Here is a 16,530-nt window from a genome sequence, read left to right as displayed (position 1 = left end):
GGTTCTCTGAACTTGCGCAAGTCGGACAGATCATATTTGTCTCGGTTGAGTCGTTGGCTGGACGGGTGTGAGAGGATGGCCCTACTCGGGTGACCGGTTCTCGGGCGCATTGGTGGTGATGGTGCGTGCGACGAGGTGATGGACACTGGGCATGCCGAGGTGGACGGTGGTCTGCCGGTTGGTGAGGCGGTCGAGATCGGTGAGTTTTGCTTCGGCGGCGGCGAGGCTGATGGTGAGGCCCTCGATTTCGCCGAGCCATCCTTGCTGTTCGGCTTCGCTGATGCGTGCTTGCAGGTTGTCATGAACCTCGACGAGTCGTGGCCGCTGGGCCGGGTCAGGCCGCAGCATCGGGCATCGAATGCAGGCATGTTCATGGATGCACGGAGTGTTGTAGGCGCGCCCGCAGGTGCCGAGGGATACTTTGCGCCGTTGAAAGTGGCCGAAGAAGTCTTCCCATTCTTGTTCCGTCGGTGTCCGGTATTCTTCGCTGGGGCGCACGGAACGGCGTCGGGAGATCCATGCGCGGTGCGCTTCGATCGTTTCCTCGGGGTAGGTCGCCTTGTAGCCCATCGTGGTGTTGATGTCGCGGTGCCCGCAGATGGCCTGGGCGATGTGGGGTGGGAGTCCGCTCATGACAGCGTCGGTGACGAAGATGCGGCGGAAGTCGTGCGGGGTGAAGTCGAGGGGCTTTTGGTCCGGTCCAGTCAGTCCGGAGTGTGCGAGGGCGTTGCTGAGCGCCTTCTCGATGGACCGGCGTGGTATCGCTCGGTTTTCGGCGCCCCAGCGTCGTTGGAACAGCAGAGGCATCGGCGGAAGCCAGACGCATTCGTGGATGTCGTAGGAGGGGACGAGAGGCACGGTTCCAGTGGCGTCGCGGACGCGGCAGACCACGGCGCTGAGGACGTCGGCGAGTTCCGGGCTGATCAGCAGAAGGCGTTCGGTGTCAGTTTTTGACGGCGCTATCTGTAGGAGGGGAACCAGCTCGCCGGTGGCGGGAAGCTGGTATTGGATGAAGCTGTGGTGGGTGAGTTCGAGGAGTTCCTCTGCCCGGATTCCGGTGTGTCGCAGGATTTCCACCGTTGCCCATGCCCAGAACGCTTCGTGTTCTTCAAAGGTCAGGTCGTGGCGAACGCCGCTGTTCTGGTCGTCGGCCCAGACCTTCGTGCCGCCAGCGGTCGGCATGAGTGGCCGTAGAAATGTGCGGTCCGCGATGGTGAAGGTCTCACCGGGGTCGGTGCGGCGAGCGACGGCGAGACGCTCCGCGGTGTCATGGCGACGCTTCTCGACAATGCGGACAAGGGCGGGCAGGTGCGGCAGGCGCTCGCGGGTGCGCTGGTCCATCCGCGCCTTGCGGCGCATCCGCTCTTTCCACCGATTGACGTCGGCAGGCGTGACGGGGCAGGGCGCGGCCCAAGGGCCCCAACGGGCTGGGTCTTCCAACGCCCACTGCGCAATGTCAAGATAGAAGGCACGGACTGCGAACATGCAGCTCTTGGCGTTCGCCCGCGGGGTCTCCACGTCGACGAAACCCCCGTCAGTGTCGGCCGCCTTCGTAGTTCTCACTTGGATGCGTTGCTTCCAAGCCGTGGCGACCTCGTCGGGAAGGTGGAGGGAGTAGATTCCGGGATGGTGGCGCTCCAGGTCTCCCCAGAACAGGCCCGCGAGCTTTTCCGCGAGTTCCTTCAAGCTGACGTAGTCCACTGCTGGCTGCCGGTAACGCAGATACTCGACGAGGAGATTCCGCACCGGCCGGCAGCGTAGAGCGAACCGATCCACGAGCGCCTCGACGGTGAGCTGTCCGGTTGCGCCGCGGAAGGCCCGTATCGTGGGTGGCGCATCGGGAGAGAAGATCCCGGCGTCGTGCAGGAGCTGGTAAAAATAGGTCTTGCAGGTTCCACCTTTGGCCTGCACCGAGCTTTGGACGTCCAGCAACTCCACGCAATCGCCGGGGACGATATCGGCGATGAGTCCGCCTTTGCAAGCCATGATCGTGGCGGTGCGGTAGAGAGCGAGACGGACCATCAGCGGCGCCGCGGCAGGGTTCTCCCGCGCGCAGGCCCGCAGCCGGGCGAAACCGTCGGGGTCACGGGAACGTTCCATGGCCGCTTGGAAACGCGGGGAATGACGGGTCATCATCCACCGCACCCCGGGCCGGATCACATCCCCGCAGATCAAGGCGAGCAGGCCAGTCGAGAGACAGGGCTCGTTGGTGTCGTCGCCGACTCCCCGCAGCCATTGCACGGCTATTTCCCGCCAGTGCTTCCCGTCGATCTCCTGCACTCCTGTGGCGAGCCATCGCTGCTGCCAGGTAGCGCCTGAATGGCCCTGCAGCCACCGCAGGACGCCGGTGATGCCGCTGCGTCGTTTCCATTGCACGGCCTGCTTGTCAGACCCGTAGGGCGGGGGAACAAGGAGCTCAACGATGTCACGACTGCCAAGGAAGGTTTCCGGCCACGACCCCGGAACTGCCCGCGGCGGGAACTGTATCCGCAGACGCGCGGCAGCGCCAGCGGTGCCGCGCATCGTCCCGGGTTTCCTGACAATGGAATGTGACCCGATGGATGGATCCGGCCGATCCAAGACCTCGGTCACGGCGTTCTCCCGGGGAAAAGGACCTGCAGGCTGTCAGGCCGGTATCCCACGGCCGGCGGAGGCGGTGGCGCGACAAGGCCCGCGGCCTGGCGGGCATGGTGAGCGCGCATTCCGGCGAGGACCTCGTCTTCGAACGGTGTCGTGTAGATCTGCGTCGTCGTCAGGCTGGCGTGCCCGAGGACCCATTGCACGTCGGTCAATGCCACCTGGGGATCCCGTGCCATACGGTAGGCGGCCGTATGACGAAAATCATGCAAGGTCCAGTTACTCCCCAACATGGCCTGCGCCCGGTTGAGGGCCGCCCTGGCGGCATGATAAGTCAAGGGGCGAGCCGGCCGCCGCAATGTCCACCAGAGGGGGCAGTCCGGTCCGGACGGCGCCAGATCATGAACCTCCTGCTGATACAGACGAAGCCATACGAAGGCATCCGGAGACGCCGGCAGCCGCTGGATTGTCCGGGAACCTTTCCTCACAACGCTGATCAATTGCTGGCCTGGGTCAGCATCAACCTGGGTAGCCCCCAACAGCTCGGACGCGCGAGCACCGGTTGACACGTAAAACGCAACCAGTGCACGGTCGCGGTGGCTCAGCAACGCCGCGAACAACTCGTTGAAGCGCTCGTCCGGGATCGCGCGAGGTACCCGCTTCGGGATGCCCGGACGATACAAGCCGACCCTCGTGTTGCGAAACGGCTCCAGCGGATTATGGTGTGCATGGGGCCGTCCCTGGTCCTCCCGCTGCCGGACCAGCGGAAACGGATTTATGACAGGCCCACTACCCCAGCGCCGGTGGCAATCATAGAAGGCGCGCAGGACGGTTTCGCTATGCGCGACTGTACGGGCCGCATACTTCACCCCCGGGGCCGGCCTTCCCGTGACTGGGTTCGGGCGCCCCGCCCCCGATACTTTCCTCGTTCGCTGGCTCCGCGCCGGCTTGTCGATAGTTCTCAGCCAGCTGGAGAAGTCACGCGCTTCGACTCTGCCCGCCGCATCCCAGGACACATCAACCGCCCACAGGAAACGGAACCAGCGAAGAAGGTCCAGCCCATAGGAGCGTTGCGTTGCCGCCGACCGGCCTGCTGCCTGCAGATCCTTCAAATAGACCGTGACCGGCTCCACAACACGCCCAGTTCCGTCCAGCAGACGGTACGGCTCGAACAGCTCGCCCGTGTCTCGCAGGCATCCGACACAAGGCACTACCAGCGCGGCCAAGTCTCGCGACTCATTCTCAGTATCGATCATCGCCCTACTCCAGCGGACAGACGCAGAGAACGGGCGCTCACCACGCCGGAACCTCCACGCGATCCAGTGGTCTGATTGTCGCCATGCCCTTCGGTTACGACGGTGGACGGACACACAGCGAAAATCACTATTCCTATCCAGCCACACCGTGGTCACCTTCATCCCCGATCCGCAGGCCGTGTTACCCCTACAAGATTGCGCCAGATCGAGTCGATGCGGACGACGGCACCCCGATGAGGAGCATTAATCATTTGAGTTGACGAGATTGCAATCCCGACGTGCGTGACATCACCAGGCCCGGTCCCGAAGAACAGCAGGTCCCCCGGCTGCAGGACCGAGCTTGCGGGAACCAGCGGTCCCGCTTCGTACTGTTGCTGGGCGGTTCGGGGCAAGTTGACCCCGGCTGCCGCATAGGCAGCACGAGTCAGACCCGAGCAGTCAAAACCGCCGGTGACCTTGACCCGGCCATCTGGTAGTTCAGTCAACTGGGGTCCGTCTCCACCCCACAGGTAGGGGATGCCGAGCTGGCCCTGGGCGTAGATGACGGCGGCGTAGCCGGCGTCGGACGGTGCGGTGTCGGCTCCGAAATCGCCGCCGGTTGAGCTGTACTCGGTGGCCTGGGTGACGACCTGCGCGACATAGGCGTCTGAATGGTTATAGGCCCACAGGGCACCGGTCAGATCGGCTGCGACGTGATTGTCGCACAGGTAGAACGCCGCAGCGTAGACAGCGTCCTGGGCGTTGTAGAGCGACGGCGGGTTTGCGCCGCCCGCCGGTAGCGGGTGGCGGGCGACGACCTCGGCGAACGTCGTCGCGAGGAATTGCATGGTCCCGCCGGCCCCGGCACTGTTGGTGCCGCTGGCCACGCCCGGCAGCCGACTGCGACCATGATCGGATTCAACTTTGCCGATGGCGGCGAGGGTCGTCCAGGACAGGCCGGGGCAGGTCGGGGCTGCCCGCAGGTAGAGGTTCAGGTAGTCGGCGGGGATGTCGTCGAGTGCGGTCTGGCTGGGGCTGCCACCACTGTTGCAGCCGAGGAACCAGCCGACGACCGGCAGGCACAGGACGCGTTGCGCCGCCCCGGCGGCGGCTCCCATCATCACGATGAGCAGCACCACGGCGGCCACCGCTCCGGCGAGGTATCTGGTCGTGGCCGCTCACCCCCGGTACTTCTCGGGCGGCATCGGCGCCGGCGGGCGCAGCCCCGATCCAGCGGGGATGACGTCCGGCCGGTCGGACACCGGCGCGGGTGCGGGCAGCCGGGGCCAAGCCCGGGGCAGCTGGTCGAGGGTGAGCCGGCCGGCGCCGCTGGAGGTGAGGGGCAGCCAGCGGGCGGGGGCTGGGTCGAGCTGGTCGTCGGGCAGGGCGAGCGTGGCGGCGGTGGTCGCGACCGGGACGGTGTGCGGCTGGTCCAGCCCGGCGACGGCGTCGGCCAGAGCGCGGCGGGCGCGGGTCTCCCGCCCGGCGGTGGGGAACCAGAACAGGACCGGGGTGGTGATGCCGGTCGCGGTGGCGAGCCGCCCATATTTGTCGATCTTCGCGGCGAGACGGCCGTAGGGTTCGGTGGCCCAGTCGAGTTCGAGGAACCATTCGAGGTCGGTGCCGCGGCTGGTCCAGCGGCCGTAGGCGTCGGGGCGGACGATGTCGCCGAATGCGGCCCGGGTGCGGGTTTCGGACCACCAGGCGGTGAGCGTGCCGGCAGGGTCGGGCCTGCGGGCATGGGCGATGAGATGAGTGAAGAAGCCGTTGACAGCAAGACGGTGGGCGAGTTGGGGCCAGTAGGCGACCCCGAGGGCCCGCTCGTGGCGGTAACCGGTCGAGGCCAGGTCGACGCCGTCTTCGGCGGCGAGGATCGCAGCCCCGGCGACGTCACAGACGTAGTGCGCGGGCGGCATGCCTTCGCCCACGGGGCTCAGCGGCTGGAAGCGGTCGATGACACGCCAGCGGTAGAGCTGGAGCAACCTCTCGTTCGCGGTGCGCCGGGTAGGCCAGCCGGCTTGGACGAGCTGGTGGGTGGTCAGGACCCGGTGTTCGTAGAGGAGACGGGCGATCCACCGGTCGCGCGGGCTGAGGTGGGGGGTGAGGTTGGTGAGGTGTTCGGCGTCGGCGACGACGCGGGCGGCGGGACGCATCGGGGCCCGGAGGGCGCGCTGCGGCAGCGGCTTGGCCATCGGGAGTCCTTCAAAGGCGGTGGAGGGGCGTGTGGTCAGGGGACGCGGCGTGGGTCGGCGGTGGGCTGCGGCCTCGGACCGGTGGGCGCCGGGGTGGCGGGCGCGGCGGCGCGGCGGCGCAGGGCCCGGCGGATCTGGACAGCTCGGCCCGGCACCGGTGGCGGCAGCTTCTCCGTGACGACCGTGAAGGCGGGGGCTTCCTCCCCGCCGACGACGAGGCGGGCGGCGGCGTGGAACACGCCGAGGTTGGCCAGGTCGTGCTCGGCGAGCCGGGGCTCGGTGTGCCGGGCGAGCCTTTTGGCGTCCGCAGGGCTCACCGTGAAATAGATTTTCGAGCGGGCGTTCGCGCCGATGCTCTCTTCCAGATGCCGAGGCAGCTGGACGAGGTTCTGATGCGCTAGCGTGATTCCGAGCCGGTAGCCACGGGCGGCGGCGAGCATGTCCTCCAACGCGTACGGCAGAGTGAGAAAATTGTGCGCCTCGTCCAAGTAAAGGCTGGCGTCTGGCCTTTTCCCTTGAGGTAGGCGGGCCCGGCGGGTGGTGGCCTGCCAGACCGCGGACACAACGATCGAGCCCATCAGCGCGGCGGTCTCGACGCCGAGGGCGTCCTGGGCGATGCGGACCAGGCAGACCCCGCCGTCGTTGAGCACGGCGTCCATGTCGACGGTGGAGGGGCCGGCGGCGATCGCGGCCCGCACGAACGGCCTCAGCAGGAAGCCGCGGAGTTTGTTCATCAGCGGGGCGACGACGTGGCCGCGGGCGGCCTCGGAGAGGGCTTCGTACCAGGTCCAGAAGCCGGCCAGGATGTCATCGTTGATCTCACCGAGCGCCCGGTGCCGATAGGCGGCGTCGGTGAGCAGTTTCGGGAGGTCGGTGAGGACGGGGACGCCTGGCTGGGCGGCGAGGGTGAGCAGGCCGGCGCGGAAGATGTCCTCGGTGCGGGGCCCCCACGAGTCGGCGTACACGCGGCTGAAGATGCTGACCAGGTTGTCGACGGCCCGTTGCCGGTCAGGCTGGTCGAGCGGGTTCAGACAGGGTGGTCGCGCATTCGATTCGGCGTCGAACAGGACGAGACGGTCGAGGGCGTCCAGGGGGTAGCGGGCGAGGATGTCGATGATCTGGTCGCCTTTCGGGTCGACGTTGACCACCCCTCGGTGGGCGGCGACGTCGTCCAGGGTCATGCGGGCGAGGAGTTCGGACTTTCCTGCGCCGGTCGCCCCGAGGACATGCAGGTGGTGGCGGGCGTCGGGGACCCGCAGACCGACGGGCCGCGTGTGCCCGGCGTCGGTCCGCCCGATGGGGCGGACGTTTGGGCCCGGACCGGAGACGCCGGGCGGTGGGGCGACGGCTTTCGCGCCGGCGCGTTGCAGGCCGGGAGTTGCCTCGTCCACGGGCAGGTGCGCCAGTGCGCCGAGTTCGGCGACCGAGAGCAGGTCGCCGTGGCCGAACTGCCGACTGGCGAGGACGGGCAGCGGGTGGCGTAGCCGGACGCGGCGGTAGTAGTTGTGTTCGCCGTAGGCCGCGAACGCCGACGCGATCGCGTGCGCCCTGCCGCGTAGCTGGCTGGTCACCTGGGCGGTGGTGGTCTCGTCGGTCTGTTCGTCGAGTATCGCGGCGATGGCGTAGCGGACACGGACCTCGTACGGCGCGCCCCGTTGCTTGGTGACGATGGCGCGGTCTTCCGCGGACTGCGCCAGTGACGTCTGCGGGTCGGTCTTCACCGTGGTGGTGGCTGTCCGGCGGCGTTGCCGGGTGCGGCTGGTGTGGGGGGTGAGCAGGTCCAGCAGCCCGCCGACTAGGTGTGCGGAGCCGCCGGTGCGCAGCCTGCGGGCGGCCTGGCGGGATCGGGCGACGCGGCGGCCGGTGACCGGCCGGGCCAGGATCTGCACCGTCGCGCGTTGGTTGCGGGCGAGGTTGCCGGGTGCACCGAGCAGGGCGCGGATCGGGTCTGCGTCGTGGTCTGTGCGGATGGGCAGTGCTTCGGGGCGGGCGAGGCAGAGTTCTCCGCCGGCGGCGAGGATCCGCCGGCCGGGCCGGGCGCGTACGGGCAGTGGCGCGCGGGCGGGGATGGTGCGGGTGTGGGCGCCGGGCCAGGCCGCTTCGACGGCGCGTTCGACGAAGCCGTCGGGGACGACGCCGGGGACCCAGATCTGGATGCGGATGCCGTCGGCGGTGAACTGGTATTCCCACACCAGGTGTGGCTGGCCGATCAGGCGTCGCCAGCCGGGGCGGAGTAGGCCGAGCAGGTTCGCCCACAGCGCGTTCGCGCCGGCCGGGTCGACGGTGGGTGGGGCGAGGACGGTGACGAGGCGGGCGCCGGTGGTGAGGCGTTGCTGGTAGCGGCGGCGCAGCCGCCGTCGCAGGGTGAGCAGGCCGACGACGGTGAGAGTGAGCAGCGGGACAGCGATCGGTGCCCAGACCGGCGCCGATGCCCGCAGATGGTCCACCAGCTCGTGGAGGAAACTCCAGGGGTCGGCCGGGGAGGTGGCGATCGGTGAAGACGGCGTGGTGGCTGCCGCGGCGAACAGGTCCATGGTCACGATCTCCGTGCGGCTACAGACGGGGTGGCGGTCAGGCGGGGTCGAGGTAGATCTGGCCGTCGTCGTCGCCCGGATCAGCCGGTACGGCAAGATTGAGGAAGCTGTCGTCGCCCGGGTCGTCGGTTTCGGCGGCGAGTTCGGCCGGGTTTGTGGTGACCAGGCGGTGCTCGACGTCCGAGGCCAAGGCTTGGAAAGCGACTCGCTGTACCCCGGCCGCGAGGAGTCCTTGACCGCGGTCGGCGGAGAGCAGGAACTGCCGCTCGCCCTCGGACAGGTCGAACACGGCGGTGATCTCGTCGGCCACCTGGGGCGCCTGGCGGAGCAGGATCTGGGTGGCGGCGTTGGTGACGATCGCCCGGCCGAGATCGGTGGCCAGCACGTCGGCGGTGTCCTGGGTGGCGACGGTGAGCCCCGCCCAGTGTTTGCGGGAGGACTTGGCCATGCGGAACAGGAAGTCCGCGCCGGCGGGCTGGCGCATCAGCAGCCAGGCTTCGTCGACCACGACGAGGCGGGGCCGGCGGTCGGCGGGGTTGGACACCCGCCGCCACACGGCGTCGAGCACAAGCAGCGTCCCGATCGGCTTGAGTTCGTCGGCCAGGTCGCGCAGCGAGTAGACGACCAGGTGGCCGTCGCCGCTGCCGGTGGTCGGCCCGTCGAACAGGCCCGAGAACGCCCCCGCCGTGTAGGGGTGCAGGCGGGCACCGAGTGCCACCGCTGCCGGGTCGTCGGAGCGGGCGAGCGTGGTGGCGAGATCCGCCAGCAGCGGCGCCGGTCGGCCCCAGCTGCGCGGGTCGGAGTTGATTCCCGCCGCCTGGTAGGTGGCGGTGATCGCCGTGTCGAGGGCTGCGCGTTCGGTCGCCGTCAGCTGGCCGACCAGCACCGAGATGACGGTGTGCAGGAACAGGCTGCGGCGCACCAGCGCGTCGCGGGGTGTGGTCCGCCGGCCGTCGGGGGTGGTCTGGATCGGGAGGTCGAACGGGTTGATGCGTACCCCGTCGCCGCCGAGGTGCAGGTAGCTGCCGCCGACCGCGGTGGCGAGGCGGGCGTACTCGTCCTCGGGGTCGAGTACGTGGATCTCGATGCCCCGGTACAGCGAGCGCAGGAGTTCGAGTTTGACCAGATAGCTCTTGCCGGCGCCGGAGCGGCCGAGGAGGACCGCGTTGTGGTTGTCGACGTCGCCGAACCGGTCCCAGTAGACCAGTCCGTTACTGGCGACGTTCAGCCCGTAGAACACGCCGGTCGGGGCCAGCGACGTCGGGTCGGTGGGCGGCAGATCCGGGCTGGTGAACGGGAACGCCGCGGACAGGGCTGCGGTGTCGAAGGTGCGCCGCATCCGCACCTGGTCCAGCCCGAGGGGCAGGGTGCTGACCCAGCCTTGGAGGGAGCGGTAGCTGACCGGTTTGGCGTCGAGCAGCAGGCTGGCGGCCAGTGCGCGGACGGCGGCGACCTCGTCGGCCAGCTCGGCTTCGCTGGCCGCGTGGACGGTCAGGTACAGGCCGAGTCTGAAGAGTTTGCCTTCGCCGCGGGCGACGCGGGCGGACAGGTCGTAGGCGTCCTCGGTCGCGGCCTCGACCTGCGGGTCGATCAGCCGGCCGTGCTCGTCACCGAGCTGCCGGCCCGATTCGAGTTTGGACAACTGTCGGCGGAGCCGGTTCGCCGAGGTGACCGGGTCGATCGGTTCGACATGCACGGCGACGTCGACCCGGCCGGGGTAGGTCAGGAGCGGGGCGAGCCAGCCGGCGTGGACCTCGCGGGGATAGCCGGTGATCGCCATCGTGGCCAGGAAGTCCCCGCCCACGTCCAGGTGGCGGGGCGCGATGGACAGCGCGTCCGGGATGAACGCCGCCGCGGCTGCATCCACCGCCGCTGGCGACGGAACGAGAGCCTGGGCCTGGCGTCGGGTTCGTCTGCTCATCGGCGGTGTCCTCTCCGGGTTGTGGGTCGTGCGGGCCGTCGGGAGCTGTCGTCGGATCGCCCGGCGGGCGGGCGCGGTGCCGGTGGGTCCCAGAAGTCGGAGTCGTCGGCGTCGTCGAACGGGTCGTCGTAGCCGGGGTCAGCCACCGGGCCCGGGTCGTCGAACCCGGCGTCATCCAGGAAGCCGTCGTCAATGTCCGGTTGGTAGGCCGGGTAGCCGCCGGCAGGCTCGGGGACGTCGGCGGTGATGACCTCGTCGGGGGCGGCGAGCGCCGCCGGGGGTACCAGGCCGGCGGGGTTGCAGGCGGCGGCCAGCACGCTCGTCGCCGTGCCCGCGTCCAGCGGAGTGACAACGATCCCGGCGGGGGCGAGCAGGTCGGTGGCCTCGGCGAGGCGGCGGGCGAGCCGGATGTGCGCGGCCCGGCGGGCAGCGGCCCCGACGTGGCGGGCGTCGCGGGCCGCCGCCCGCCGGCCGGACAGCGCGGCCAGCGGGGAGGCGCCGCCGAGCCCATCGACCGGTCCGGCGGCGGCGAGCGGTTCACGCAGGACCAGCAGCACCTGGCGGGTGAGGAGCTGCATCTCGTCGGCGAGCTGCGCCAGGTAGGTGGCGTGTTCGCGGGCGGCGCGCGCGAGCGCCGGATGGGGCATCTGCTCGGCGGCATCGTCGAGCAGATGGATCTGGCCGGACAGGTCCGCGGGCATGGCCCGCACCAGGATCTGCACCGGCGCGGTCAGACTGTGCAACCAGCGGGCGAACACGGCGACCAGCCCGTCCTGCTCATCCGGTGTGCGCAGCGCGAAGTTGATCGTGGAGGCGACGGCGACCACGGCCAGCCCGTCCACACCGAGGTCGATCACCCCGACCCCGGCCTGGCCGGTGACGGTGCGGGCCGGCAGCCGCAGCGGTGCCGCGCTCTGCCCGCCGGCGGCCGATCTCCGTTCATCGGGGCCGCCGGTGGCGCGGGCGGCCAGCCACGACGGTGGCGGGATCATCCCTTCGGGGGCGTTGATCCGATGCCGCGGGCTGGTCCGCTGGCGGACAGCGGCGAACAGCAGCCGATCCAGCGACAGCCCGTCACGCTGGCCCAGGACAAGGACACCGGCGCCCACGGCGACCGGCACCGCGAGCAGGACGAACACCGGCAGCGGCAGCAGGGCCCGGGTTCCGGCCCAGGCCAGGTAGAGCACGATGCCGGTGAGGGTGAGGATCAGGACCTGGCGGGCGGTCAGGTTCGCCACGATCCGGTCCTCACGATCAACGTCGGCGGGAATCACTACCGGATGGGTCATCGCGGCTGATCACTTCCGTTCCGGGGTGGGCGGGGGCGGCGGGGCATGTGCGGCAACATCTGCTGCCGGTAGCGCGGCGGAACCGGCCGCGGCGGGACCGGCCGCGGCGGGACCGGCCGCGGCGGCGAACTCGGACGCGACGTCGGCGGAGCAGGGGCCGGCCGGGCGGGGCGTGGGGTGCGGTGCAGGCCCTCCAGCGGGAGGGCGTACTGGCCGGTGCGGTCCGGGCGGATGCCCCGGTAGGGGTCGAACGGGAGCTCCGGCTGCAGTGCCCGCGGCGGTGCTGGCCGAGACGGCGCAGGCCGAGACGAGGCCGGCCGGCCGGGACCAGACCGGCCCGCACCAGCGCGCGCCGAGGCCGGACGCCGCATGGGCTGTGGGGCCGCGGTCGGAGAGCGGGGCTGGTCGACCTCGAACGGCAGCAGCAGCTGACCGTCCCGGGCAGCCCATGCACCGCCGCCGTGGGGCAGATACCGCCCGCCCGGGGCGACGGCCTGACCGAACGGGATGGTCAGCTGGCGGTGCCGCGGCCGGGCCCGGCCCACCGGACCCGCCGGCCGGGCCGGGCGGGCCGGGCGGGGCACACCCCGTGCCGTTCCCGGGCGGCGAACCCGAGGCACCTGGGTCAGCGGGAGCATCAACTGCCCGGTAGCGGTGGCCCCGACATGTTGGTAGGGGCTCGGCGATCCGCCCCCTCGCCCCCCGCCCGGACCACCGCGCCGGGGCCGCCCACGGCCACCACCTCCGCGGCCACCGCTTCCACGTCCGCCGCGGCCTCGGCCAGTCCGCCCGCCCGCCCGCCCGGCGCCGCCGCGTCCAAAACGGCCACCGAGCATGCCCAGCGCCCGGCCCATGACGTAGGCGCGCACGACCCGACCAAGAATGCCGCTACCACCGTGGCCGATCCTCGGCATCAACCAGAACGGAATCTTGAACAGAAAATAGATCAGGGTGATCGCGGCGAGCAGGTTCACGACCCCGTCCGGCGTCGGGCCGAACATGGTGAACCCGCCCGGGGTGAAGAACACCTTGAAGGAGGCGATCAGGACGAACGTCTGGGCGATCTGGATACCCAGGCAGCCGAAGAACGCCCGCCACCACCAGAACGCCATCTTCTCGGTCAGCGGATGGCCGTGCCCCGCCAACGCCAGCGGTGCCGCGCCGATGAGTGCCACCTCGATGACGACCCGGGCGATATAGGTACACAGCAGCGCCACGACCGATCCGGCGAGGAACAGGCCGAGGAAGATGACGAAAATGCTCTTACCGACACCGCCGGGTGTCGGCACGATCGCCGCCAGGATGATGGTCTTCAGCTGCTCGGCGGCGGCGTCCGGGTCCAGACCGTCGCTCAGGATCGCGCCCGGTAGCACGTTCGCGATCTGGATGGCTTTCGTCGCGAGGAACTGCGACAGCCCGGCGGCGAGGAAACCGATCGGGATCCGCGGCAGGACTTCTTTGATCGAGATACGGGACTGGACCGTCCCCAGCGCCATGACCGTGATCCCACCAAACATGATCAACGTTCCGTAGGCGGTAACGCTGATCGCCCACGACGTCGACCACAGTTCCCCGATCGCGGGAAGCTCCGACGGCTCCGGCGTCGTCAACAACGTGCGGCCCAGCAGATCCAGCAACGGATTCAACGCGGCAGTCACCAGCGCGCGGAAAAACGCGGTAATCGCGCCGTTGATCGCGTCAGTGATCCACCCGACGATCCCGCCGCCGCCGTCACCGCTGGTTTCCGGCGCCGCCGGGGTCGTCTGCGGTGTCGGCGTCGGTGGCGGCGGGACCTCCGGGGCGGTGGAGCAGTCCGGGTCGTCGGCCGGGCACGGCTCGGCGGGACCGCCGACACCGCTGTCGGTGACGGTGTCGTCGGGCGGGGTGTCCGGAGTGTCGGGCGCGGCCGTGACACCTCCACCCGAGGGAGCCGGTGTGGACGGCGCTTCCCGGCCCGGTGGAACCGGGGACGGCCCAGGCTGCGCGTTCGGGGTCGGACCGGCGGGGGTGGGCGTGTCGGTGGACGGCGCGGTCGCGGGGACCGGAGGCGCGGGGGCCGCGGAGGCAACCGCGGGCAGCACGACCACCAGCAGCAGGGCGAACGCCGCCGTCCCGACCAGCAGCGCCCCTCGGCCCCATCCGCAGTCACGCAGCCGAGAGAAGCCCAGTTGGCGGCGCGTCTGGGCAGGCGGCATGCCCGGGGTACCGGAGGACTGGACGCGGCGGCAGGAGGCGGCGATCACGGCCTAGCCCCCGACGATCTGCTTGAGGACCCCGACGACGACCGGTGCGAGCGCGGTCAGCCCGTAACCCCAGCCAGCGTTGCGGAACGCGTCCTTGGCCTTACCGACCTCGCTCGGCTCCCCGTTGGAGATCAGGTAGCGCACGCCCCCGACGCTCAGGAACGTCGTCGCCAGCAGCGCCAGAATCCCCATGATCCAGTTGCGGACGTTGGTCAGGACCGTGTCCAGATCGGGTGCCACCGGCACCGCCGGCACCAGTGGTACTCCTGGAGACACCGACGGTGACGGTGACACCGCGAACGCCGCCACGGCGCCGGCCAGGACGAACACGCCCACGACAGCGACGAGCAGGACCACCCGACGCCATCCGACCCGCCGGGCCGGACGCGGGACGCGGATGTTTTCTGGTGGGGTCGGGCTCATGCCAGCACCCCCGCGACCGCACGGGCCGGCGCGAGGGAACCGGCGGCACCGGCCGGTCGATAGGGCCGGGGCGGAGGCTCGCCGGCCGGCGGATGCGGGGCCCGGCCGGGGGCCGCCGGGGCGGCGAGGTGGTCGACGAGACGCCGTTCGGCCCGCTCGCGCAGCCGGGACGCCTGGCGGGGCGCGGTCGCGTGGCGGGCTGCCCAGGCACTGACCGGGAGGTCCTCCAGGCGGGTCGAGGCGATCAGGTCGGCTTCGGTACCGGTGAGGACCCCGGCGGCGACCGCGTCCGCGAGGACCCGCTCGGGACCGGCCGGTCCCGAACCGGACTCGACCACCTCGGCCGCGGCGACGGTTTGGAACAGGTCCGAATCAGGACGCGGGGCCTCCCGCTGCTGAACGGTCAGCGCCAGCCCGGCGCGGTACGCCGCCCAGCGTAGCCGCACCGCGATCCGCGGCAGGTCCAGGCGCACCGTGGCCACCGCTTCGAGGAAACCGGTGAGCACCTCGGCCTGCACATCGGCGGCGTCGAGGTCGCTGTGCCCGTCGAGTCGGGCGCAGACCGCGTGCAGAGCGGGCAGCGCCATCCCGGCCGCGCCGACCGTCCACGCGCCACCGTCACGCCGCGAACGGCGGATCACCACCGCCCACGCGGTGTCACGGACGGCCTGCGGGCAGGAGCCGGCCAGCAGCAGGTCACGCAGCTCGTCCAACGCCACCATCCGAGCCGGCAGACCCGCCACCACCGACCCGTCCAGCGCCAACGGTGCCGGCCCGGCCACCAGGAGGCCGAAGCAGTCCCGCAAGGTCACCAGCGGCAGCGCGGATACGCCACGGCCGGCCGGTCGGGAGGGAAAGAATGACATTCCTTCGGGCATTACCGCCGTCCTTCGCTGTCACGGAAATTCGGACAGCACCAAGGAACCCATGTCATGCCCAGAGAAAAGCCAGAACGATCTTCCGGTAGATGCACAGAAAAGATCGCTAGCGCCCAGAAGGCGCACAGCGATCTTGATTTTATGCTCCTGCCAGCCCCAAGGTCGGGGCGGCGCCAGCGGGAACGTGAGCCCGCACAGCAGGGCCGTGACCTGCTGTGATGTGCATATCACGAAGATCGCTGGGCACCGCCTCCGGGCTTTGTGGCCGACGGACGGCGGCGCCAGAAAAAAAATCTTGAAGAAGATTCCGACGGCCTTTCGGGGTGCTGCCCAGCGATCTGCCAGCGATCAATGGTCCGGTCGGACTAGGCGCTTCCCAGCAGGAAAAATCTTGGAAAAAGTCGCCGGGCTGGCGTCCGAGATATGCCCAGGAGACGGTCTCTCTTTACGGCCGCGAAAACACGCTCGCCGTGAAAGGAACCTCTCTCGATGCCTGTATCCGACCCCGACCCCGACCGCGACGGCCGCCCTGTCATCCCCGCAGGACGGCTGGCGACCGTCTGGACGTGCCCGCCCGACAGTCCCACCCGGCCGCCTGTCGGCTGGCTTCAGGCCGCCGTCGAACAGCTCGTCACCACCCACACCCGGCCCGGCGACCCGGTCCTGCTCCTGATCCCGCCCGGCCCGGACGCGCCCGCTGGAGGCCGCCGCGAGACACCGGCGGACCGGCACGCTGATGCGGGCTGGGCCGTGGCCCGACTCGGCCGCCGTGTCCAGGTCCGGACCGTGCCCGCCGTCCGAGCGGTGCCACCGTCCGGGTCCGGACGCGGACCCGACTCCACCGACGAGGGTCCGGACACCGACCGCAGGCCGCTGGTCATCACGGTCGTGGACCCGGCGCGGACCGGCTGGGTGCGCGGTGTTCCCTGGGCCCGCTTGCTCACCCCCGACGGGATACTGGCAGTGATCACCCGCAGCGAAAGCGTTGACGGCTGGCTGATCGACCCCACCGCCGAGCTGACCGCCGCCGCCGGCGGCCACGGGCTCGCGCTGCTCGACCGGTTCATCGTGTTGGAGGTCTCCCTCGACGACCTCGACCAGCCGCCCGGACCTCTGCCACGGGCAAGCGTGGCCCGCCGGGTGCACACCGATCTCCTGCTCTTCGCCGCGTACACCGCTGTGTCGCCGACGTCGGGCGTGCCCCGATGACCGGTACGGCCCCACAGACAGGGCGCCAC

Annotated in this window: 11 protein-coding genes; 1 reads left to right on the top strand and 10 read right to left on the bottom strand. The window is 70.3% G+C overall.

Going from position 1 to position 16,530, the window contains the following annotated elements:
* Positions 1 to 81 precede the first annotated feature (81 nt).
* From AWX74_RS35965 to AWX74_RS35920, 10 genes are all read right to left on the bottom strand, one after another.
* Complete coding sequence (locus AWX74_RS35965) at positions 82 to 2,592, bottom strand: tyrosine-type recombinase/integrase (RefSeq protein ID WP_200931263.1); 2,511 nt, start codon at positions 2,590 to 2,592, stop codon at positions 82 to 84.
* Entirely contained in the window at positions 2,589 to 3,833 is a 1,245-nt protein-coding gene (locus AWX74_RS35960; protein WP_054571614.1) for a tyrosine-type recombinase/integrase, read from the bottom strand. The genes AWX74_RS35965 and AWX74_RS35960 overlap by 4 nt, the downstream gene beginning before the upstream one ends.
* Before the next feature lie 158 nt (positions 3,834 to 3,991).
* Complete coding sequence (locus AWX74_RS35955; protein WP_242666578.1) at positions 3,992 to 4,951, bottom strand: C40 family peptidase; 960 nt, start codon at positions 4,949 to 4,951, stop codon at positions 3,992 to 3,994.
* 39 nt (positions 4,952 to 4,990) lie between these two features.
* The gene (locus AWX74_RS35950; RefSeq protein WP_091286039.1) at positions 4,991 to 6,004 is read right to left on the bottom strand and encodes a replication-relaxation family protein; all 1,014 of its coding nucleotides are present in this window, start codon (positions 6,002 to 6,004) and stop codon (positions 4,991 to 4,993) included.
* 35 nt (positions 6,005 to 6,039) lie between these two features.
* A complete protein-coding gene (locus AWX74_RS35945; RefSeq protein ID WP_091286036.1) occupies positions 6,040 to 8,538 on the bottom strand; it encodes a type IV secretory system conjugative DNA transfer family protein in 2,499 nt (832 codons plus the stop codon).
* A gap of 37 nt (positions 8,539 to 8,575) precedes the next feature.
* Positions 8,576 to 10,459, bottom strand: coding sequence for a VirB4 family type IV secretion system protein (locus AWX74_RS35940; RefSeq protein ID WP_091286032.1), 1,884 nt, complete (start codon positions 10,457 to 10,459; stop codon positions 8,576 to 8,578).
* Positions 10,456 to 11,748, bottom strand: a complete 1,293-nt coding sequence (locus tag AWX74_RS35935) for a PrgI family protein (protein WP_091286029.1) — start codon at positions 11,746 to 11,748, stop codon at positions 10,456 to 10,458. The genes AWX74_RS35940 and AWX74_RS35935 overlap by 4 nt, the downstream gene beginning before the upstream one ends.
* Complete coding sequence (locus AWX74_RS35930) at positions 11,745 to 13,943, bottom strand: hypothetical protein (protein WP_091286058.1); 2,199 nt, start codon at positions 13,941 to 13,943, stop codon at positions 11,745 to 11,747. Before AWX74_RS35930 ends, AWX74_RS35935 begins: the two co-directional genes overlap by 4 nt.
* Before the next feature lie 51 nt (positions 13,944 to 13,994).
* Positions 13,995 to 14,414: a pilin gene (locus AWX74_RS35925; RefSeq protein ID WP_091286027.1), complete on the bottom strand. Its 420-nt coding sequence runs from the start codon at positions 14,412 to 14,414 to the stop codon at positions 13,995 to 13,997.
* Positions 14,411 to 15,292 carry a hypothetical protein gene (locus tag AWX74_RS35920; RefSeq protein ID WP_091286024.1) on the bottom strand — a complete coding sequence of 294 codons (882 nt, stop codon included), beginning with the start codon at positions 15,290 to 15,292 and terminating at the stop codon, positions 14,411 to 14,413. The genes AWX74_RS35925 and AWX74_RS35920 overlap by 4 nt, the downstream gene beginning before the upstream one ends.
* 489 nt (positions 15,293 to 15,781) lie before the next feature.
* On the opposite strand from AWX74_RS35920, the gene AWX74_RS35915 reads away from it, so the two are divergent.
* Positions 15,782 to 16,501, top strand: a complete 720-nt coding sequence (locus AWX74_RS35915; protein WP_091286022.1) for a hypothetical protein — start codon at positions 15,782 to 15,784, stop codon at positions 16,499 to 16,501.
* The last annotated feature ends 29 nt before the right edge of the window (positions 16,502 to 16,530 follow it).

The sequence above is a fragment of the Parafrankia irregularis genome (assembly GCF_001536285.1).
Taxonomy (GTDB): Bacteria; Actinomycetota; Actinomycetes; order Frankiales; family Frankiaceae; genus Parafrankia; species Parafrankia irregularis.
The sequence above is the reverse complement of the archived record's forward strand: the minus strand, read 5'-3'. Positions and strand labels throughout refer to the sequence as shown.

Coding starts and splice junctions, on each gene's coding strand:
- AWX74_RS35960 (WP_054571614.1), bottom strand. CDS start 3,833: ATGATCGATACTGAGAATGAGTCGCGAGACTTGGCCGCGCTGGTAGTG.
- AWX74_RS35950 (WP_091286039.1), bottom strand. CDS start 6,004: ATGGCCAAGCCGCTGCCGCAGCGCGCCCTCCGGGCCCCGATGCGTCCC.
- AWX74_RS35945 (WP_091286036.1), bottom strand. CDS start 8,538: ATGGACCTGTTCGCCGCGGCAGCCACCACGCCGTCTTCACCGATCGCC.
- AWX74_RS35940 (WP_091286032.1), bottom strand. CDS start 10,459: ATGAGCAGACGAACCCGACGCCAGGCCCAGGCTCTCGTTCCGTCGCCA.
- AWX74_RS35935 (WP_091286029.1), bottom strand. CDS start 11,748: ATGACCCATCCGGTAGTGATTCCCGCCGACGTTGATCGTGAGGACCGG.
- AWX74_RS35930 (WP_091286058.1), bottom strand. CDS start 13,943: ATGCCGCCTGCCCAGACGCGCCGCCAACTGGGCTTCTCTCGGCTGCGT.
- AWX74_RS35925 (WP_091286027.1), bottom strand. CDS start 14,414: ATGAGCCCGACCCCACCAGAAAACATCCGCGTCCCGCGTCCGGCCCGG.
- AWX74_RS35920 (WP_091286024.1), bottom strand. CDS start 15,292: ATGCCCGAAGGAATGTCATTCTTTCCCTCCCGACCGGCCGGCCGTGGC.
- AWX74_RS35915 (WP_091286022.1), top strand. CDS start 15,782: ATGCCTGTATCCGACCCCGACCCCGACCGCGACGGCCGCCCTGTCATC.